This is a genomic window from Peribacillus simplex, assembly GCF_001578185.1.
GTDB lineage: Bacteria > Bacillota > Bacilli > Bacillales > DSM-1321 > Peribacillus > Peribacillus simplex_A.
The window spans coordinates 401,216-421,522 of the sequence record NZ_CP011008.1 but is presented as its reverse complement, the minus strand read 5'-3'; the positions used below and the strand labels follow the sequence as shown (position 1 = coordinate 421,522).

At 43.5% G+C, this 20,307-nt stretch carries 14 protein-coding genes, 4 rRNA genes and 1 riboswitch; of the genes, 1 reads left to right on the top strand and 17 read right to left on the bottom strand.

The features are described 5' to 3' along the window. Window positions 1-12 precede the first annotated feature (12 nt). The 15 genes from purH to UP17_RS01930 all read right to left on the bottom strand — a co-directional run bounded on the left by purH (window position 13) and on the right by UP17_RS01930 (window position 17,386). Complete coding sequence (gene purH / locus UP17_RS02000) at window positions 13-1,548, bottom strand: bifunctional phosphoribosylaminoimidazolecarboxamide formyltransferase/IMP cyclohydrolase (protein WP_061461274.1); 1,536 nt, start codon at window positions 1,546-1,548, stop codon at window positions 13-15. An 18-nt stretch (window positions 1,549-1,566) separates the two neighbouring features. Then, a complete protein-coding gene (purN, locus tag UP17_RS01995) occupies window positions 1,567-2,142 on the bottom strand; it encodes a phosphoribosylglycinamide formyltransferase (protein WP_061461273.1) in 576 nt (191 codons plus the stop codon). Further along, window positions 2,142-3,167, bottom strand: a complete 1,026-nt coding sequence (gene purM, locus UP17_RS01990) for a phosphoribosylformylglycinamidine cyclo-ligase (RefSeq protein ID WP_061461272.1) — start codon at window positions 3,165-3,167, stop codon at window positions 2,142-2,144. The genes purN and purM overlap by 1 nt, the downstream gene beginning before the upstream one ends. Before the next feature lie 42 nt (window positions 3,168-3,209). Continuing rightward, entirely contained in the window at window positions 3,210-4,625 is a 1,416-nt protein-coding gene (gene purF, locus UP17_RS01985) for an amidophosphoribosyltransferase (RefSeq protein WP_061461271.1), read from the bottom strand. Beyond that, entirely contained in the window at window positions 4,610-6,832 is a 2,223-nt protein-coding gene (gene purL / locus UP17_RS01980; RefSeq protein WP_061461270.1) for a phosphoribosylformylglycinamidine synthase subunit PurL, read from the bottom strand. The genes purF and purL overlap by 16 nt, the downstream gene beginning before the upstream one ends. After that, entirely contained in the window at window positions 6,816-7,502 is a 687-nt protein-coding gene (gene purQ / locus UP17_RS01975) for a phosphoribosylformylglycinamidine synthase subunit PurQ (RefSeq protein WP_061461269.1), read from the bottom strand. The genes purL and purQ overlap by 17 nt, the downstream gene beginning before the upstream one ends. Beyond that, window positions 7,499-7,753 (bottom strand): phosphoribosylformylglycinamidine synthase subunit PurS, encoded by a 255-nt coding sequence (gene purS / locus UP17_RS01970; RefSeq protein ID WP_034306118.1) that lies wholly within the window; start codon window positions 7,751-7,753, stop codon window positions 7,499-7,501. Before purS ends, purQ begins: the two co-directional genes overlap by 4 nt. Beyond that, on the bottom strand, window positions 7,746-8,465 hold the full coding sequence (purC, locus tag UP17_RS01965) for a phosphoribosylaminoimidazolesuccinocarboxamide synthase (protein ID WP_061461268.1): 720 nt from the start codon (window positions 8,463-8,465) through the stop codon (window positions 7,746-7,748). Before purC ends, purS begins: the two co-directional genes overlap by 8 nt. A 102-nt stretch (window positions 8,466-8,567) precedes the next feature. Continuing rightward, the gene (gene purB, locus UP17_RS01960; protein WP_061461267.1) at window positions 8,568-9,860 is read right to left on the bottom strand and encodes an adenylosuccinate lyase; all 1,293 of its coding nucleotides are present in this window, start codon (window positions 9,858-9,860) and stop codon (window positions 8,568-8,570) included. A 20-nt stretch (window positions 9,861-9,880) separates the two neighbouring features. Further along, on the bottom strand, window positions 9,881-11,017 hold the full coding sequence (purK, locus tag UP17_RS01955) for a 5-(carboxyamino)imidazole ribonucleotide synthase (protein WP_061461266.1): 1,137 nt from the start codon (window positions 11,015-11,017) through the stop codon (window positions 9,881-9,883). Further along, on the bottom strand, window positions 11,001-11,489 hold the full coding sequence (gene purE / locus UP17_RS01950; RefSeq protein WP_061461265.1) for a 5-(carboxyamino)imidazole ribonucleotide mutase: 489 nt from the start codon (window positions 11,487-11,489) through the stop codon (window positions 11,001-11,003). The genes purK and purE overlap by 17 nt, the downstream gene beginning before the upstream one ends. A gap of 179 nt (window positions 11,490-11,668) precedes the next feature. Continuing rightward, window positions 11,669-11,770: riboswitch (purine riboswitch) on the bottom strand. A 74-nt stretch (window positions 11,771-11,844) separates the two neighbouring features. Next, on the bottom strand, window positions 11,845-12,045 hold the full coding sequence (locus UP17_RS01945; RefSeq protein WP_061461264.1) for an NETI motif-containing protein: 201 nt from the start codon (window positions 12,043-12,045) through the stop codon (window positions 11,845-11,847). A gap of 501 nt (window positions 12,046-12,546) precedes the next feature. Continuing rightward, window positions 12,547-12,662 (bottom strand): 5S ribosomal RNA (gene rrf, locus UP17_RS01940). Window positions 12,663-12,726: 64 nt separating this feature from the next. Continuing rightward, window positions 12,727-15,660 (bottom strand): 23S ribosomal RNA (locus UP17_RS01935). A gap of 175 nt (window positions 15,661-15,835) precedes the next feature. Beyond that, a 16S ribosomal RNA gene (locus UP17_RS01930) occupies window positions 15,836-17,386 on the bottom strand. The 16S, 23S and 5S rRNA genes sit together here, the layout of an rRNA operon. Before the next feature lie 1,056 nt (window positions 17,387-18,442). Here UP17_RS01930 and UP17_RS01925 point away from each other — a divergent pair. Then, entirely contained in the window at window positions 18,443-19,000 is a 558-nt protein-coding gene (locus UP17_RS01925) for a shikimate kinase (RefSeq protein ID WP_061461263.1), read from the top strand. A gap of 244 nt (window positions 19,001-19,244) precedes the next feature. Here UP17_RS01925 and UP17_RS01920 read toward each other — a convergent pair whose 3' ends face one another. Then, a complete protein-coding gene (locus UP17_RS01920) occupies window positions 19,245-19,415 on the bottom strand; it encodes a hypothetical protein (RefSeq protein ID WP_155727180.1) in 171 nt (56 codons plus the stop codon). 711 nt (window positions 19,416-20,126) lie between these two features. Continuing rightward, window positions 20,127-20,242, bottom strand: a 5S ribosomal RNA gene (gene rrf / locus UP17_RS01915). Window positions 20,243-20,307 lie beyond the last annotated feature (65 nt).

Genomic DNA, 20,307 nt, shown 5'->3' with positions numbered 1-20,307 from the left:
CTCTATTTTTGATTAATGTTTAAAGTGACGAATTCCTGTAAATACCATTGCAATCCCATATTCATCAGCTTTCTTGATTGAATCTTGATCTTTTACAGATCCACCAGGCTGAATAATTGCCGTGACGCCCGCTTTTGCTGCCGCTTCTACAGTATCATCCATTGGGAAGAAAGCATCTGATGCCAATGCACTACCTGTCGCTCTTTCCCCAGCTTGTTCCAGAGCAATTTTTGCAGCACCGACACGGTTCATTTGACCTGCGCCAACACCTAAGGTCATTTGACCGTTACTAACCACTATTGCATTCGACTTTACATGCTTTACGATTTTCCAGCCAAGTTCCATTGCTTTCCATTCTTCAGGAGTGGGCTCACGTTTCGTTGCAACTTTTACCTCTGCATCCTTTAAGCTATGTGCATCTCGATCTTGAATAAGTAATCCGCCTTCAATGGAAGTCAATTTACGCTCAGGTTTTTTAGCCGCATCGAAATCGATCGTTAATAAACGAAGGTTTTTCTTGCTTGTTAATATTTCCACTGCTTCATCTGTAAACCCAGGAGCAATGATGATTTCAAGGAAAATTTCATGAAGCCTTTCCGCAGTCGCTTTATCAACTTCACGGTTCAAAGCAATGATTCCACCGAAAATGGAAGTAGCATCTGCCTCATAAGCTTTTTCATACGCTTCTAAAATGGTCGCTCCTACACCGACGCCGCAAGGATTCATATGTTTAACAGCAACAGCAGCCGGCTCATTGAATTCCTTAACGATTTGAAGTGCTGCATCAGCGTCATTAATGTTGTTGTATGAAAGCTCTTTTCCATGTAATTGCTGCGCTTCAGCAATTGAGAAAACGGAACCAAGCGGTTTTTTATAGAATGCTGCTTTTTGATGTGGATTTTCCCCATAACGAAGGGACTGTTTCAATTCATAGGTAACAGTCAATGATTCAGGATTCTCTTCATCGGTAAGTTCAGTCATATACTCCGAAATGACAGCATCATATGCAGCTGTATGGCGGAAGACTTTTGCAGCCAAACGGCGATTCGTGGTTTTTGATACTCCGTCGTTTTGTTTCAGCTCAGCCAATACGGTAGGATAATCATTTGAATCAACGATAACAGTCACATATTCGTGGTTTTTAGCAGAAGAACGAAGCATTGTCGGTCCACCGATATCGATGTTTTCAATAGCATCTTCCACAGTGACTTCTGGTTTGGAAATAGTCGCTTGGAACGGATATAGGTTTACACAGACAAGTTGAATTGGTTCAATATTATGCTCTGCAAGCTGTGCTGCGTGATCCTTGTCATCATGTTTTGCCAACACTGCTCCATGGACATTCGGGTGAAGTGTTTTTACACGTCCATCCAAGATTTCCGGAAAACCGGTGACATCACTGATTCCAATTACATCAACGCCATTATCCTGCAGTGTTTTTTTGGTACCGCCTGTAGAAATAATTTCAAAACCTGCCTCAATTAAACCTTGAGCAAATTCTACGATACCTGTTTTATCCGATACACTAATTAAAGCACGTTTCTTCATGTTATGTTGGTCCCTCCATTAAGTAAGTTTCTTGTGGCATAGCTCCTGCAAAACTGACGGATACATGTCATGCTCCATTGCCTGAATCCTTTTTTGAAGAATGTCTTTCGTATCCCCCTCAAGAATTGGCACTGCATTTTGGGCAATGATCGGTCCTGTATCCATTCCATCATCAACATAATGAACGGTTACCCCCGTTTCCTTCACTCCAGCGTCAAAAGCCTGGCCAATTGCATCCTTGCCTGGAAAACTAGGCAAGAGTGAAGGGTGGATGTTCACAATTCTCTGTGTATACTTTTGTAATAATGTCGGACCAATCAAACGCATATAACCAGCCAGAATGATAAACTCTATCTCATATTGGCGAAGTTTCTCCAGGATTACCGATTCATACTCAGTCTTGTTAGAGTAATTCTTCGCTGAAAAGGAGAAAGAATCAATATTCTCAAGCTTTGCTCTCTCAAGTACATAAGCGTCTTCCCGATCACAAACGACAAGACAGATTTCCGCCGCCAATTTTCCACTTTTTATTGCTTCAGAAATTGATTGGAAATTACTACCATTACCTGATGCAAAGACAGCAAGGCGCTTCATTATTTAAACGACACTCCATTTCCGTCCACAATCGTTCCAATAACCGATGCTTCTTCGCCGCAAGACCGTAGATGGGCTACCACATCAGATGCCACTTCTTTTTTCACGACAGCCGTCATTCCAATACCCATATTGAAAATATTGAACATTTCCTCTTTTACAAGGTTCCCTTTTTCTTCAAGGAACGCGAATACAGATGGAATTTCCCAGCTTCCTAGCTCGATTTCCACACCGCATCCTTCAGGTAGAATACGGGGAATATTTTCGATGAACCCGCCACCCGTAATATGGGCAAGACCATTAACATCAAATTTTTCTAATGTCGATAAAATGGATTTTACATAGATTTTTGTCGGTTTTAGTAATTCCTCACCCAACTTGCAACCCAATTCCGGTACGAAGTCATGAAGCCCCATACCTGAGTCTTCAAGAAGGATTTTACGAACAAGTGAATATCCATTACTGTGGATGCCGCTTGAAGCAAGTCCAATAACGACATCACCCGCCGAGATTGCCTCACCCGTAATTAGACGTGATTTTTCAACTGCACCTACAGTAAAGCCTGCAACATCGTATTCTTCCGTTTCGTACATGCCCGGCATTTCCGCTGTTTCTCCGCCGATTAAAGCACAGCCTGCCTGCTCACAGCCATCTGCAATTCCTTTGACGATCATTTCTATTCGTTCTGGATCAGCTTTACCGCAGGCAATATAATCTAAAAAGTATAAAGGTGCAGCACCTTGAACGACAACATCATTGACGCACATAGCTACACAATCCACACCAATTGTATCGTGTTTATCCATCATGAACGCCAACAAAAGTTTCGTACCCACTCCATCCGTACCTGAAATGAGCACAGGTTCTTTAAGGTTCAAGGAAGATAAGTCAAACATGCCTCCAAAACCGCCAAGACCATTCATTACTTCTGGACGAAATGTGCGCTTTACATGTTTTTTCATTCGATTTACCGCTTCATAACCAGCCTCAATATCCACACCAGCCTGTTTATATGCATTAGCCATTTGAAATCCTCCTCCGAAAATCAATCTTCATTGCCGACTTGATTAACATTTTGTTTTTTCTCGTTCGTACTCAAAAATTTCAGTCGGATAATTTCCGGTGAAACAAGCTAGGCATGAACCGCGCGTTTCTCCAGGAAATGGTCGGCCAATTGCTTCGACCATACCTTCGACACTTAAAAAAGTTAATGAATCAGCACCAATGATTTCCCTTATTTCCTCCACCGATTTAGAGCTCGCAATCAGTTCTTCCTTTTTAGACGTGTCTATTCCATAAAAACATGGATTCTTGATCGGTGGCGAGCTGATTACAACATGCACTTCTTTGGCTCCTGCATCTTTTAACATGCGGACAATCCTTCTGCTCGTGGTCCCACGGACGATTGAATCATCAACCATTATAACCCGCTTACCTTCTACGACCCCTCTTACAGGTGAAAGTTTCATCTTCACGCCTTGTTCACGCAGACTCTGTGATGGCTGAATGAACGTCCGTCCAACATAACGATTTTTTATTAAGCCCATTTCATAGGGAATTCCGGCCGCTTCAGCATAGCCTATCGCTGCGGAAATACTGGAATCGGGTACACCTGTAACTACATCCGCTTCTATTTTAGCTTCCAGTGCCATTTGCTTGCCAAGGTTTTTTCGTGCCGTATGAACATTGATCCCATCAATGTTACTATCCGGACGGGAAAAGTACACATATTCCATCGTACACATTGCCTGCTGACTAGAAAGCGAAAAGTACTCGGAAGTGATTCCCTCATCATTAATGACAACGAGTTCACCCGGTTCAATATCGCGGATGAATTCTGCACCTACAATATCAAGGGCACATGTTTCGGATGCAGCGAAATATGCATCGCCTATTTTCCCTAAGGAAAGTGGACGGAAGCCATGCGGATCTCTTGCCATGATCATTTGGTTTTCTGTCATGATGACAAAGGCATAAGCTCCCTTCAGCATGCTTAAACTGTTTTTCACGGAATCCCTGACATCTGAGTAGCCGGACCGTTTAATCAAATGGGCCAGAACTTCCGTATCCGATGTCGTTTGAAAAATGCTTCCCTGTCCTTCAAGCTGTGCTTTTAATTGATGGGCATTGACGATGTTCCCATTATGAGCAAGGGCCAGCCCTCCTGTATGTGAATTGAACAGGAAAGGCTGAACATTTTGATACCCGCCGCCACCTGCCGTTGTATAACGGACATGGCCGATCGCAGCTTTTCCTGAACCGGAAAGTGCCTGCATTTTATCAGCCGTGAATATTTCTGTGACAAGACCTTCACCCTTAGTGATGGACATCTGGTCACCGTCCGTCACGACGATGCCAGCTCCCTCTTGACCACGATGTTGTAAGCTATGCAAACCGTAGTAAGCAAGCTGTGCTGCATCGGGATGTCCCCAGACTCCAACAACGCCACACTCTTCGTTTAGGCTTCTTATTTCAGCAAGCATGGTATAGCTCCCTTCCAAGCTGTTCGTAAAACTTCAACGTCCGCTTCCAATACTTTGCTATCACTGTCTGCCGTCACGACTAATTTATTATCCTCTGTTACTGAGCCTATGCATATCGCATCTTCAACAAGTGCTTCAAATGCCGTTTGGTTTTCAGGATTGATGGATAGTAAGAATCGTGATTGTGTTTCACTGAATAATTCTGATACCGGTTCGCCGGATATATTCACTTTTGCACCAAGTCTGCTAGCCCCGAATAAAGATTCAGCTAAAGCCACTGCCAAACCGCCTTCCGAAAGATCATGGGCTGATGCGACAAGTCCGTTTTGGATTGCAGTGAGGATTTGCTGCTGACGTTTTTGTTCAACGGCCAAATCAAGTTCTGGAGCGCGTCCAAAGATTTTACCTTCAAGCATTTTCTGTAATTCACTGCCTCCAAATTCAACTTTCGCTTCGCCGACCACATAAATCAAATCGGATTCATTTTTAAACGATTGTGTAGTGATGTGCTGAAGGTCACTGACAAGACCAACCATCCCAACTACAGGTGTCGGATAAATCGCTTCACCATTCGTTTCATTGTAAAGGGAGACATTTCCGCCAATTACAGGGGTACTTAAGCTTCTGCAAGCTTCACTCATACCGTCTGCTGCTTTTTCCAATTGCCAAAATATTTCAGGTTTTTCAGGATTCCCAAAATTCAGGCAATCCGTAATCGCTAAAGGTTCCGCACCCGAGCAAATAATGTTACGTGCTGCTTCAGCGACTGCGATTTTACCTCCCGTTTCTGGATCTAAATATATATAGCGGGAGTTACAATCCGTCGTCATAGCAAGGGCCTTATTTGTGCCCCGAACTCGTACTACCGCCGCATCCGATCCAGGTGAGACGACTGTATTCGTGCGGACCATGTAATCATATTGATCATAAACCCATTCCTTGCTCGAAATCGTCGGTTGCTTCAATAGTGATATCAGTGTTTCTTTATAATCTTCTATGACTGGCACTTCAGCCTTCATGCTTTGGAAATCACGGAAATATTGCGGTTCTGCAGATGGCTTATGATAAATCGGAGCTTCTTCAGCCAATGCATCAACTGGAACCTCTGCAACAATTTCACCTTGATGCGATAATGTTAGGTTTTTGTCATCCGTCACTTCACCGACGGAAACAGCCTCTAGATCATATTTCGTAAACAAGTCAACGATTTCCTGTTCGCGTCCTTTAGTTACAACGATCAGCATCCGCTCTTGTGATTCAGAAAGCATCATTTCATATGCTGTCATTCCTGTTTCACGCTGAGGTACTAAATCAAGATTCATTTTTATTCCTGATCCAGCTTTACTCGCCATCTCGGCAGATGAACTTGTAAGACCCGCTGCTCCCATATCTTGAATGCCAACAAGGGCATCATTTTGAATCAATTCAAGGCATGCTTCCAAAAGCAGTTTCTCCATGAATGGATCTCCTACTTGTACGGCTGGGCGTTTTTCTTCTGATGACTCTGACAGCTCCTCGGATGCAAATGTTGCTCCATGAATACCATCACGTCCAGTTTTGGCACCGACATACATGACTGTGTTGCCCACTCCATGTGCTTGGCCTTTTTTAATGTCCTTATGATCAATCAAACCGACACACATAGCATTGACTAAAGGATTTCCTTCATATGATGGATCGAATTGAATTTCTCCGCCGACAGTTGGAATTCCGATACAATTTCCGTATCCTGCAATCCCTGCAACCACTTCTTTAAATAAATATTTCACGCGATCATTGTCTAACTCACCGAAGCGAAGCGAATTCAGCATCGCAATCGGACGCGCCCCCATGGAGAAGACATCACGGATAATACCGCCGACACCAGTAGCGGCACCTTGGTAAGGCTCGATAGCAGATGGGTGGTTATGACTTTCTATTTTAAAAACGACAGCCTGATCGTCACCGATATCAACGATACCAGCTCCTTCACCAGGTCCTTGAAGGACCTTCTCCCCAGTAATCGGGAATTTTCTTAAGATGGGTTTTGAATTTTTGTAGGAACAATGCTCTGACCACATAACCGAAAACAATCCAGTTTCCGTATAATTCGGCAGTCTGCCTAAGATTTTCTCGACCATGGCAAATTCTTTATCGGATAGTCCCATACTTGCGTACAATCGCTCCGATTTAATTTTTTCCGGACTTGGTTCAAGCTGTAATAACATGTGATTCCCTCCAGTTTTTTACGATGGATTGAAAAATCTTTAAGCCGTCTTTACTGCCAAGCAGTGAATCAACAGCACGTTCGGGATGAGGCATCATTCCGAGGACATTTCCTTGTTCATTTGTAATTCCCGCTATTTGTTCCAAGCTTCCGTTTGGATTTTCACCGTCATAAGTGAATAAAATACGGTTATTTCGTTTTAATTCAGCCAATGTTTCATCATCACAGTAGTAATTCCCTTCACCATGGGCAACCGGGATCGTAATCGTTTCATTTATTTCATATCCTGTCGTGAACATCGATTGATTATTTTCAACCTTTAATCCTACATTGCGGCAAATGAATTTCAAGCCTTCATTACGGCGCATCGCTCCAGGTAAAAGTCCTGCTTCAAGTAAAATCTGAAAACCATTGCAGACACCCAAAACAGGCTTTCCTGCTTGTGCCGCTTTTACGATTTCGGCCATTACATTCGAAAATCGTGCAATCGCTCCAGAGCGTAAATAGTCCCCATAAGAGAAACCTCCTGGAAGGAGAATCCCATCATACTGATCTAGATTGTCTGTAGAGTGCCAAACATACTCCACTTCTTCCCCTAGAGCATCCTTTATCGCATGGAACATATCGACATCACAATTGGAACCAGGGAAAACTATGACAGCAAATTTCATTGGGTGATAACCTCCTCAACATCATAGCGGTAAGCTTCAATTACCGTGTTGGCCAATAGTTTTTCACACATTTCCTTCACAAGTTGATCTAAATCACGATCCGTATCCTTAATTGTAAGTTCAATGTATTTCCCCACTCGAACATCACTAACTTCGTTATATGTCAAGCTATGAAGTGATTGTTGCACTGCAGCTCCCTGTGGATCTAATACACTTTCGCGTAGTGTGATATATACCTTAACCTTATACATGTTGAGTACCCTCCAACTTTGCTAGTATTTTTTCGTAAGCATCTGTTAAACTGCCTAAATTACGGCGGAATACATCTTTGTCTAACTTTTCGTTCGTGTTAACATCCCATAATCGGCAGGTATCAGGTGAAATTTCATCTGCCAGCAGAATGTCTCCATTCGGGGTTTTACCGAACTCTAATTTAAAATCAATCAATTTAATGTCCAATTCTTTAAAGAAGGAAGTTAAGACGATACTGATCTCTTGTGCCTTTTCTTTTAAAATGGCTACATCTTCCTTGCTTGCAAGTTCCAATTCTTCAATATGGTCTTCCGTTAACAGAGGATCGCCGAGCTCGTCGTCTTTATAGTAAAACTCAATCAGCGTTTTCTTAAGCGGGTGGCCTTCTTCAATGCCAGTTCTTTTAGAAAAACTGCCGGCAGCCGTATTTCGTACAACGACTTCAAGCGGAATGATGGATACTCTCTTAACTAACTGCTCCCGGTCGGAAAGCTGTTCAATAAAATGGGACGGTATATTTTCTTGGGCAAGCTTTGAAAATAATAGGCTTGTAATTTGATTATTCAACTTACCTTTTCCGGCGATTTCTGACTTTTTCTCACCATTAAACGCTGTTGCCGAATCCTTGTATTCCACCCATACTATTTCACTGTTGTCCGTTGCAAAAATCTGTTTCGCTTTTCCTTCATACAACAATTCTCGTTTTTCCATCTGTCCAGACCCCCACATTGTGAATATTTCGAATCATCCTGTATTGATCAGGCTAGGCAAACATATCACCGTTTAGAGGTGCTATGTTTGCCGCCTTCACTTCTATAAACCTAAACGATCAAAGATTACATCAACATTTTTCAAGTGATGTGTAGGATCGAAACAATCATCAAGTTCTTCTTTCGTAAGCAAGCTTGTGATTTTATCATCCTTTTCGATCAGGCTTCTGAATGGAACCTGAAGCTCCCATGCTTCCATCGCTTTCGGCTGAACCGTATCATAAGCCTCTTCACGGACAAGTCCTTTATCGATAAGGGACAGCAGCACACGTTGTGAGAAAATCAATCCCAGTGTACGGTCCATATTGCGTTTCATATTTTCTGGATAAACGGTCAAGTTCTTCACTATGTTGCTGAAACGGTTCAGCATGTAGTTTAATGCGATCGTTGCATCCGGCAAGATGATGCGCTCAGCAGAAGAATGTGAAATGTCACGTTCATGCCATAATGGCACATTCTCATATGCTGTCATCATGTAACCGCGGATTACACGAGCTATACCTGTCATATTTTCAGAACCGATTGGATTCCGTTTATGAGGCATTGCCGAAGATCCCTTTTGTCCTTTTGCAAAGAATTCTTCCACTTCACGCGTTTCACTTTTTTGCAATCCACGAATTTCCACTGCGAACTTTTCAATTGATGTCGCAATTAAAGCCAATGTGCTCATATAATGTGCGTGGCGATCCCGTTGCAATGTTTGTGTTGAAATAGGTGCTGCTTCAAGGCCAAGCTTTTCACAAACGAATTTTTCAACGAACGGGTCGATGTTTGCGTAGGTTCCGACAGCTCCAGAGATTTTCCCAACCTCTATGTTCTTTCTGGCTTCTTCAAAACGTTCGACATTGCGTTTCATTTCTTGATACCAAAGTGCCAATTTCAACCCAAAAGTGGTCGGTTCCGCATGAACTCCATGTGTACGTCCCATTTGAACCGTATATTTATGTTCTTTCGCTTTATTTTTCAGGATCTCCACAAAGTTATTTAAATCCTTGGAGATGATATCATTCGCTTGCTTAATCATATATGAAAGAGCTGTATCGACCACATCAGTAGAAGTCAGTCCGTAATGGACCCATTTCCGTTCTTCACCCAATGTTTCAGAAACCGCACGTGTAAAAGCAACAACATCGTGGCGTGTATCTTTTTCGATTTCATTGATACGCTCCACATCGAACGTAGCATTTTCACGAAGAAGCTTCACATCTTCCTTTGGAATTATTCCAAGTTCAGACCATGCTTCACAAGCTAGAATTTCTACTTCCAACCACGCATTAAAGCGGTTTTTCTCTGTCCAAATGTTTCCCATCTCTGGGCGGGTATAACGTTCAATCATTTTACTTCCTCCGTTTCAACCTATTGATTCCATATTTTGCTTCGATCACTTTCCAAAAGAGCTTCCTCAATCGTTGGACGTAAAATATTCACATGCCCCATTTTCCGCTTAAACTTGGCCTCTTTCTTGCCGTAAAGATGAACCTTCCAATCAGAAATCGTTGGAATTTCATCCATTAAGGGTCCAATATGCTCACCAAGGATGTTTAACATTACGACCGGCTTCAATAACGCCGTATTACCGAGCGGCCAATTGCAAACAGCCCTTATATGCTGTTCGAATTGTGAAGTCTCACACGCTTCCATTGTATAATGGCCTGAGTTATGAGGTCTTGGCGCTAATTCATTAATGATGATCTCATCCTGAGCGGTTAAAAACATCTCGACCGCCAATGTCCCTACCAAATCAAGTTTTTCTGCAAGCTGCAAGGCTTCATTAATAGCCTTCCGTTCAGCTTGTTGACTAATACGTGCGGGAACAATGCTTTTATGAAGAATATTTTCAATATGAATATTTTCCGCTATCGGAAAATGACTTGCCTCGCCATTTGCCTTACGCGTCACGATAATCGAGATTTCTTTTACGAAAGGTATCCAGGCTTCCAGCACACATACACCTGTTTTGAGCAGGGATTCTGCCTTTTTGATATCGGCTTCTTCCTTAATGACCAACTGCCCTTTTCCATCATAACCGCCCCGCGTCGTTTTTAACACACTAGGGTACCCTAATTTTTCTATATGAAGGTGAATTTCTGAAATATCCTGTATTTCCCGATAGGGAGCAACCGAAGCTCCTGCATCAGATATGGCCTTTTTTTCAGTAAGTCTATCCTGGGTCATCTTTAATAATTCTGAGCCCTGTGGAAGAAATGCATGTTGCTTTAACCAATCCAGTGCTTCTGAACTGATATTTTCAAACTCATATGTTATGACGTCACTAACCTCAGCCAACCTTTTCAATGCTTCGATATCATCATAAGCACCAATGATTTCAATATCCGCTACCTGCGCACATGGACCTTCTGCAGTCGGCTCAAGGACCGCTATCTTAAAGCCCGATGCCTTAGCCGACAAGGCCATCATCCTGCCCAATTGCCCACCGCCAATAATTCCAATGGTCTGTCCCGGTAAAATGATTGTATTATTTAAGTTGTTCACTGCTCTGTAACACCTTTTCTCTGGTTTCGTCTCGTAAAGATTCTAACCTATCAGCAATGTTGGAATCGAAAGCTGCTAATATTTGAGCCGCTAACAATCCGGCATTGACTGCGCCAGCTTTTCCGATTGCAACCGTTGCAACCGGTACGCCGCCAGGCATTTGAACAATCGATAATAACGAATCCATCCCATTTAATGCCTTAGATTGTATCGGTACGCCAATCACAGGGACAATCGTTTTGGCTGCCGTCATACCTGGAAGATGCGCCGCCCCGCCAGCTCCGGCAATAATCACCTTAATATCTCTATCTTTTGCACTCTCTGCATATTCAAATAGTAAATCCGGCGTCCTGTGGGCGGAAACGACTCTTTTTTCATAGGGAATCTCAAGCTGTTCCAATGATTCACAAGCGTATTTCATCGTTTCCCAATCCGAGACACTTCCCATAATAACTCCAACTTGTGGTTTCATATCATCTTTCCCTCCAACACTCATATTTTGGCGTCCCGAGTATGCAGATGGACGCTTATCATTATCTATAACATGTAAATTAAAAAAACCGGGCAGTTTGCTTCCTCATCGAGAAAGCAAACTGCCCGGAATAGAAAGCCCTTTTGAAAAAAAACAAAAAGACTTGGCTAGTTTCCGAATTAGTCAGATGCTTTTCTCATAGTCCGATGATTTACGGTCATCAGGTAGAAACTTTTGGGCCATATCCCCATGATTATATGAGATGTATTAATGTAACTACATCTTACCTTTCGGCCATTTTAATGTCAAGTTAAAATCGAATATTTTTACATGATATTAATGAATCGTTCGTGTTTTACTCGATTAATTTTACTTCGAATACAATTTTTCGATCAACTGGCACATATTGGACTTTGCCATTCTCGATTTTCTCGGCAAAGATGGGTTCTTCCGTCCGCCTTACAGGAAAGTAGCCTGCCGCTTTAATTCGATCTAAACAAGCATCGATTGTCTCACCCTCAACAACTTCAAACTTTTCCTTACTTTTTTTACCCACAATACCAAAATCCCTTCCATAATTCCATTTTATTTGCCTTCTTCCTTAACATCCAACTTGAATTATTATCTTAATAAATTCCTCCTAGTATAATGAAAAAGAACAAGTAAGACAAGAAATCCATTTTAGTATTCATTACAGTATTACAGGGATTCCATAATGCCTTAGTTAATGTCTTCTCCGAATTTTCCGTCTGTCTAAAAAAGACCCTATCTTCATAATTTATACATCCATTCAATATCCTAACCTTCTTCCCTTCCTAATACTATAGCCAGACTCAAGTAATCCCCCTGCTCCATGAACAGTACAGTTATTCGTATCTTGCACCCATGAATTATTTCAATTCAAATCTCTATAATTTGAGGGCATTGAAGAGAGGCAACATTATCCCTTTAGGTCGAATTCAATTCAATTTGAAAGATGGAGATATCATAAAAACGATTTCTTTTAAATCATTGAGACGCAAAAAAAGACCAGCCGGATGGCTGATCTTTTTAAATGGCTTGGCGGCGTCCTACTCTCACAGGGGGAAACCCCCAACTACCATCGGCGCTGAAGAGCTTAACTGCCGTGTTCGGAATGGGAACGGGTGTGACCTCTTCGCTATCGCCACCAAACATATCAGGAACGTTGTTCCTTCAAAACTAGATAATAAGAAGGTATTTCATTTTTTGAAAAGCGTTGGTTAAGTCCTCGATCTATTAGTATCAGTCAGCTCCACATGTCGCCACGCTTCCACCTCTGACCTATCAACCTGATCATCTTTCAGGGATCTTACTAGCTTGCGCCATGGGAAATCTCATCTTGAGGGGGGCTTCATGCTTAGATGCTTTCAGCACTTATCCCGTCCGCACGTAGCTACCCAGCTATGCCTTTGGCAAGACAACTGGTACACCAGCGGTGCGTCCATCCCGGTCCTCTCGTACTAAGGACAGCTCCTCTCAAATTTCCTGCGCCCGCGACGGATAGGGACCGAACTGTCTCACGACGTTCTGAACCCAGCTCGCGTACCGCTTTAATGGGCGAACAGCCCAACCCTTGGGACCGACTACAGCCCCAGGATGCGATGAGCCGACATCGAGGTGCCAAACCTCCCCGTCGATGTGGACTCTTGGGGGAGATAAGCCTGTTATCCCCGGGGTAGCTTTTATCCGTTGAGCGATGGCCCTTCCATGCGGAACCACCGGATCACTAAGCCCGACTTTCGTCCCTGCTCGACTTGTAGGTCTCGCAGTCAAGCTCCCTTGTGCCTTTACACTCTACGAATGATTTCCAACCATTCTGAGGGAACCTTTGGGCGCCTCCGTTACTCTTTAGGAGGCGACCGCCCCAGTCAAACTGCCCACCTGACACTGTCTCCCACCCCGATAAGGGGCGCGGGTTAGAATTTCAATACAGCCAGGGTAGTATCCCACCAACGCCTCCACCGAAGCTAGCGCTCCGGCTTCTCAGGCTCCTACCTATCCTGTACAAGCTGTACCAAAATTCAATATCAGGCTGCAGTAAAGCTCCACGGGGTCTTTCCGTCCTGTCGCGGGTAACCTGCATCTTCACAGGTACTATAATTTCACCGAGTCTCTCGTTGAGACAGTGCCCAGATCGTTACACCTTTCGTGCGGGTCGGAACTTACCCGACAAGGAATTTCGCTACCTTAGGACCGTTATAGTTACGGCCGCCGTTTACTGGGGCTTCGGTTCAAAGCTTCGCTTGCGCTAACCTCTCCCCTTAACCTTCCAGCACCGGGCAGGTGTCAGCCCCTATACTTCGCCTTGCGGCTTCGCAGAGACCTGTGTTTTTGCTAAACAGTCGCCTGGGCCTATTCACTGCGGCTTTTCCGGGCTATTCACCCTAAAAAGCACCCCTTCTCCCGAAGTTACGGGGTCATTTTGCCGAGTTCCTTAACGAGAGTTCTCTCGCACACCTTAGGATTCTCTCCTCGCCTACCTGTGTCGGTTTGCGGTACGGGCACCTTACATCTCACTAGAGGCTTTTCTTGGCAGCGTGGAATCAGGAACTTCGGTACTATATTTCCCTCGCCATCACAGCTCCGCCTTAATGGAAACGGGATTTGCCTCGTTTCCGGCCTAACTGCTTGGACGCGCATATCCAACAGCGCGCTTACCCTATCCTTCTGCGTCCCCCCATCGTTCAAACGATGTATAGGTGGTACAGGAATATCAACCTGTTGTCCATCGCCTACGCCTTTCGGCCTCGGCTTAGGTCCCGACTAACCCTGAGCGGACGAGCCTTCCTCAGGAAACCTTAGGCATTCGGTGGAAGGGATTCTCACCCTTCTTTCGCTACTCATACCGGCATTCTCACTTCTAAGCGCTCCACCAGTCCTTCCGGTCTGACTTCAACGCCCTTAGAACGCTCTCCTACCATCGACACCAAAATGGTGTCAATCCACAGCTTCGGTGATACGTTTAGCCCCGGTACATTTTCGGCGCGGAGTCACTCGACCAGTGAGCTATTACGCACTCTTTAAATGGTGGCTGCTTCTGAGCCAACATCCTGGTTGTCTAAGCAACTCCACATCCTTTTCCACTTAACGTATACTTTGGGACCTTAGCTGGTGGTCTGGGCTGTTTCCCTTTCGACTACGGATCTTATCACTCGCAGTCTGACTCCCAAGAATAAGTATTTGGCATTCGGAGTTTGACTGAATTCGGTAACCCGTTGGGGGCCCCTAGTCCAATCAGTGCTCTACCTCCAATACTCTCATCTTGAGGCTAGCCCTAAAGCTATTTCGGAGAGAACCAGCTATCTCCAGGTTCGATTGGAATTTCTCCGCTACCCACACCTCATCCCCGCACTTTTCAACGTGCGTGGGTTCGGGCCTCCATTCAGTGTTACCTGAACTTCACCCTGGACATGGGTAGATCACCTGGTTTCGGGTCTACGACCTCATACTCATTCGCCCTATTCAGACTCGCTTTCGCTGCGGCTCCGTCTTATCAACTTAACCTCGCATGAAATCGTAACTCGCCGGTTCATTCTACAAAAGGCACGCCATTACCCATTAACGGGCTTTGACTACTTGTAGGCACACGGTTTCAGGATCTATTTCACTCCCCTTCCGGGGTGCTTTTCACCTTTCCCTCACGGTACTGGTTCACTATCGGTCACTAGGGAGTATTTAGCCTTGGGAGATGGTCCTCCCTGCTTCCGACGGGATTTCTCGTGTCCCGCCGTACTCAGGATCCACTCAGGAGGGAACGAAGTTTCAACTACAGGGTTTTTACCTTCTTTGACGGACCTTTCCAGATCACTTCATTTACCCCGTTCCTTTGTAACTCCATGTTGAGTGTCCTACAACCCCAAGAGGCAAGCCTCTTGGTTTGGGCTAATTCCGTTTCGCTCGCCGCTACTCAGGAAATCGCATTTGCTTTCTCTTCCTCCGGGTACTTAGATGTTTCAGTTCCCCGGGTCTGCCTTCAGTACCCTATGTATTCAGGTAAAGATACTGTTCCATTACGAACAGTGGGTTTCCCCATTCGGAAATCTCCGGATCAAAGCTTACTTACAGCTCCCCGAAGCATATCGGTGTTAGTCCCGTCCTTCATCGGCTCCTAGTGCCAAGGCATCCACCGTGCGCCCTTTCTAACTTAACCGTTAAAAAAGATCTTACTGATGCTTTGAAAAAATTAATTGCCTTCTATCTATTATCTAGTTTTCAAGGAACAAAGTAGAAAGAATCCATCACATCGTGATGTTTATCTTTCGTATCTGAATGAATTACTCATTCAAAACTGAACAAAACAAAAGCGCTCTCGTAATTATCCTTAGAAAGGAGGTGATCCAGCCGCACCTTCCGATACGGCTACCTTGTTACGACTTCACCCCAATCATCTGTCCCACCTTAGGCGGCTGGCTCCATAAAGGTTACCTCACCGACTTCGGGTGTTACAAACTCTCGTGGTGTGACGGGCGGTGTGTACAAGGCCCGGGAACGTATTCACCGCGGCATGCTGATCCGCGATTACTAGCGATTCCGGCTTCATGTAGGCGAGTTGCAGCCTACAATCCGAACTGAGAATGGCTTTATGGGATTCGCTTACCTTCGCAGGTTTGCAGCCCTTTGTACCATCCATTGTAGCACGTGTGTAGCCCAGGTCATAAGGGGCATGATGATTTGACGTCATCCCCACCTTCCTCCGGTTTGTCACCGGCAGTCACCTTAGAGTGCCCAACTGAATGCTGGCAACTAAGATCAAGGGTTGCGCTCGTTGCGGGACTTAACCCAACATCTCACGACACGAGCTGACGACAACCATGCACCACCTGTCACTCTGTCCCCCGAAGGGGAAAGCCCTATCTCTAGGGTTGTCAGAGGATGTCAAGACCTGGTAAGGTTCTTCGCGTTGCTTCGAATTAAACCACATGCTCCACCGCTTGTGCGGGCCCCCGTCAATTCCTTTGAGTTTCAGCCTTGCGGCCGTACTCCCCAGGCGGAGTGCTTAATGCGTTAGCTGCAGCACTAAAGGGCGGAAACCCTCTAACACTTAGCACTCATCGTTTACGGCGTGGACTACCAGGGTATCTAATCCTGTTTGCTCCCCACGCTTTCGCGCCTCAGTGTCAGTTACAGACCAGAAAGTCGCCTTCGCCACTGGTGTTCCTCCAAATCTCTACGCATTTCACCGCTACACTTGGAATTCCACTTTCCTCTTCTGCACTCAAGTTCCCCAGTTTCCAATGACCCTCCACGGTTGAGCCGTGGGCTTTCACATCAGACTTAAGGAACCACCTGCGCGCGCTTTACGCCCAATAATTCCGGACAACGCTTGCCACCTACGTATTACCGCGGCTGCTGGCACGTAGTTAGCCGTGGCTTTCTGGTTAGGTACCGTCAAGGTACCAGCAGTTACTCTGGTACTTGTTCTTCCCTAACAACAGAACTTTACGACCCGAAGGCCTTCTTCGTTCACGCGGCGTTGCTCCGTCAGACTTTCGTCCATTGCGGAAGATTCCCTACTGCTGCCTCCCGTAGGAGTCTGGGCCGTGTCTCAGTCCCAGTGTGGCCGATCACCCTCTCAGGTCGGCTACGCATCGTCGCCTTGGTGAGCCATTACCTCACCAACTAGCTAATGCGCCGCGGGCCCATCTATAAGTGACAGCGTAAACCGTCTTTCCATCTTCTCTCATGCGAGAAAAGAACGTATCCGGTATTAGCTCCGGTTTCCCGAAGTTATCCCAGTCTTATAGGCAGGTTGCCCACGTGTTACTCACCCGTCCGCCGCTAATCTCAGGGAGCAAGCTCCCATCGATTCGCTCGACTTGCATGTATTAGGCACGCCGCCAGCGTTCGTCCTGAGCCAGGATCAAACTCTCCGAAGAAATGTTTGACTTGCTCATTTTGCTTTTTTGATAGTGTGTGCTCACTTAAAATTTAACGTTGGCGCTTTGTTTTGTTCAGTTTTCAAAGAGCAATTTTCACAATCGTTCTTTCGAACGGCTTGTTTATTCATCATAACACTTTATTGATTAGTTGTCAACTTCTGCGAAGTTTTTAACTTATTTTAAATCGCTATGTTTTTCAGCGACCATTTCATCTTATCATTTTCATTATAAGAAGTCAATAGTTATTATTTCTTTTAGCAATCTGCCAAAAGCGGATGAAGTTTTTTGTTTTTCTTAGTTGGTGCTTATTTATATTAATCCTTTCGTACCATAAAGTCAACCAATTTCATGCAATTCCTTGATAAATGATTTACTCAATTATATAGGAGTACTAAATGTACCAGTCATAACATGGTTTCTTCTACACCAAAACCCTACTTGATCCTTGTAGATTCCCCTAGATCAACAACCATTTTATTAAAATAAAAAGACCCATTTGAAAACACACCTCTTCAATATCCTTAAAACCTTATAAATTATCCAAATCGATTACTCTCTGCTTTTCCAAAGGCTCTTTTCGTAAAGATTGTTGTTTTAAAACGAAACTATTTAAGGTTGATTGGAGCGAAAGTGCGAGACTCCTGCGGGAGCAGCGGGACAGGTGAGACCCCACAGGCGTTTACGCCGAAGAGGCTCACCGCCCGCCCCGCGGAAAGCGAGCATCTGGAGGGGAAATCAACCACAACTCACTACCTTGGAAATAGCAACAAATTATGTAAAAACAGCCTTTCCAAAAGACCAATCAACCTAACAAGGTATGGAAATGATAATCTAAATAAATGAAGGTAAATGAATAATGAGATGTTTATCGAATACTAAAATGTTGTTCCTTTAACACTGGTTAACGATTTTAGAAATAACCGCTTATATCACGCACTACCGTTGTCCAAATATTAAATAATTTTTTACAATTTTACTTCCTTATACTATAATAAATATATTTTAAAAATTTCAGGATAGACTTTTAATCATTATAAAAGGAGGAATTTATAAATGATTAATAAAAACACATCTTTAAGGATGCAAAGCATCGTTTTTATTGGCTTTATGGGTGTAGGAAAGACGACGATCGGACAGAAAGTAGCGAGGAAATTATATAGGGACTTTATTGATATAGATCAAGAAATTGAAAAGGAATTCAATATGCCCACCACGGAAATATTCAAGAAGTTTGGGGAAAAAACTTTTCGCGAAAAAGAAAAAAGTGTGATTGAAAGCTTTAGTCAACAACAATTGAAAATCATTTCAGTCGGAGGAGGAGCATTTTTACAAGAGGATATACGGAATATCTGTTTATCTAATTGCATTGTCTTCTACCTTGACTTATCTTGGGATTATTGGAAAGAGAGAATAGGGCTGCTTATTGATAGTAGACCAGTGTTACAAAGTCGAAGCCTTGAAGAAATAGAAGAACTTTTTAATACCAGACAGGAAATATACTCCTATCATCATTCAAAAGTGAATATGAATGACCTTGATGTCGAAGAGGTAGCAGATTATATTGTTGATTCATTGAAAGTCGCCTGGGATATTTACGAACCACTTAAGTAATTCCATTAGTTAATTGCCCAATAAAACCTAGAAAAGAATAATAAAAAAGATGAAAAGAATACAGCGATAAGAGATACTCCCTCTTCCTGTAAACTAATCACCTTTTTTTCTTTTTAGGAGGATTTTATAATCCGTTCAGGATTTAATATAATACGCTGTTGTTCATGATTAATATTCACCATTTTTTGTTACAAAAGATTCGCAGCTTCTTTCCCCATACGTTGAGGAAATGAAGAAACAGTTGTTAATGGAGGATCATTGATTTCTGCGACTGGAAATTATCGAATCCTACGATGTCTATATCTTGATCAGGAATCAATCCTTTCATCCTTAACCCTTGCATAACGCCGAAAGCAATTAAGCCGCCTAAAGCAAAAAATTGCTTTAGCGGGATCAGGATAATTAAAGACTTCAATACAGCCTCTAACCCTCCCTCTCGTGTCGGAGTATTATCTATCATTAACGATTCGTCAACTTCCAAGTGTCAAACTTATAAAATAGTCCTTTATACAGCATTCAAAAATATTGGATATCAATCCAGCATGCATTTTTGTTTGTTTTTTCAATTGTATCAAGAATGGGATATCTACTTGTATCCGCCAGTACCGCTTGTCGAGTGCCCAAAAACAAACTATAGACAGAAGTAAAAGCAGTCTGTGGTATTGCTGATATGTGCTTGCGTAATGCTCGTTGTCCCACGTTTTAAAGATATGGAGTATACCCATAAAGACCTAAGGACTTTCAAGCCTTTTCTTTCAAGTAACTTGAGCGTCTTCAGTTAAGACTATCTAAAGTTTTTTTCGTATCCCATGGACAATGATGAACTGGGATTTTTGGCCTTCCGTATTTCTTTATTCTCTTCTGAGGTAATTAATGGGGCTAATTCTACTATTGCCTCCTGAAACTATTTATCATTTGTGTTTTTTCTAATTCTGACACCTTCTATCTTGGCTCTCCCCTTATGTCACAACAATTCAAAGATCAGGCGCCCCTAAATTCTAACAATATAATAATAGAAGAAAAGAGTAGAATTATTTCCACTTTTAATGGCTTCATTACTTTTTTCGATACTTTTATCATTAAAAGACGCAAAAAAAGACCAGCCGGATGGCTGATCTTTTAAATGGCTTGGCGGCGTCCTACTCTCACAGGGGGAAACCCCCAACTACCATCGGCGCTGAAGAGCTTAACTGCCGTGTTCGGAATGGGAACGGGTGTGACCTCTTCGCTATCGCCACCAAACATATCAGGAACGTTGTTCCTTCAAAACTAGATAATATAAGAAGGTATTTCATTTTTTAAAAAGC

Bases quoted from the DNA above. Each gene is read 5' to 3' on its own strand.
- purM (WP_061461272.1), bottom strand. From the start codon at position 3,167: ATGGCTAATGCATATAAACAGGCTGGTGTGGATATTGAGGCTGGTTAT.
- purQ (WP_061461269.1), bottom strand. From the start codon at position 7,502: ATGAAATTTGCTGTCATAGTTTTCCCTGGTTCCAATTGTGATGTCGAT.
- purS (WP_034306118.1), bottom strand. From the start codon at position 7,753: ATGTATAAGGTTAAGGTATATATCACACTACGCGAAAGTGTATTAGAT.
- purC (WP_061461268.1), bottom strand. From the start codon at position 8,465: ATGGAAAAACGAGAATTGTTGTATGAAGGAAAAGCGAAACAGATTTTT.
- purF (WP_061461271.1), bottom strand. From the start codon at position 4,625: ATGCTTGCTGAAATAAGAAGCCTAAACGAAGAGTGTGGCGTTGTTGGA.
- purE (WP_061461265.1), bottom strand. From the start codon at position 11,489: ATGAAACCACAAGTTGGAGTTATTATGGGAAGTGTCTCGGATTGGGAA.
- purL (WP_061461270.1), bottom strand. From the start codon at position 6,832: ATGTTATTACAGCTTGAACCAAGTCCGGAAAAAATTAAATCGGAGCGA.
- purH (WP_061461274.1), bottom strand. From the start codon at position 1,548: ATGAAGAAACGTGCTTTAATTAGTGTATCGGATAAAACAGGTATCGTA.
- UP17_RS01925 (WP_061461263.1), top strand. From the start codon at position 18,443: ATGATTAATAAAAACACATCTTTAAGGATGCAAAGCATCGTTTTTATT.
- purB (WP_061461267.1), bottom strand. From the start codon at position 9,860: ATGATTGAACGTTATACCCGCCCAGAGATGGGAAACATTTGGACAGAG.
- purN (WP_061461273.1), bottom strand. From the start codon at position 2,142: ATGAAGCGCCTTGCTGTCTTTGCATCAGGTAATGGTAGTAATTTCCAA.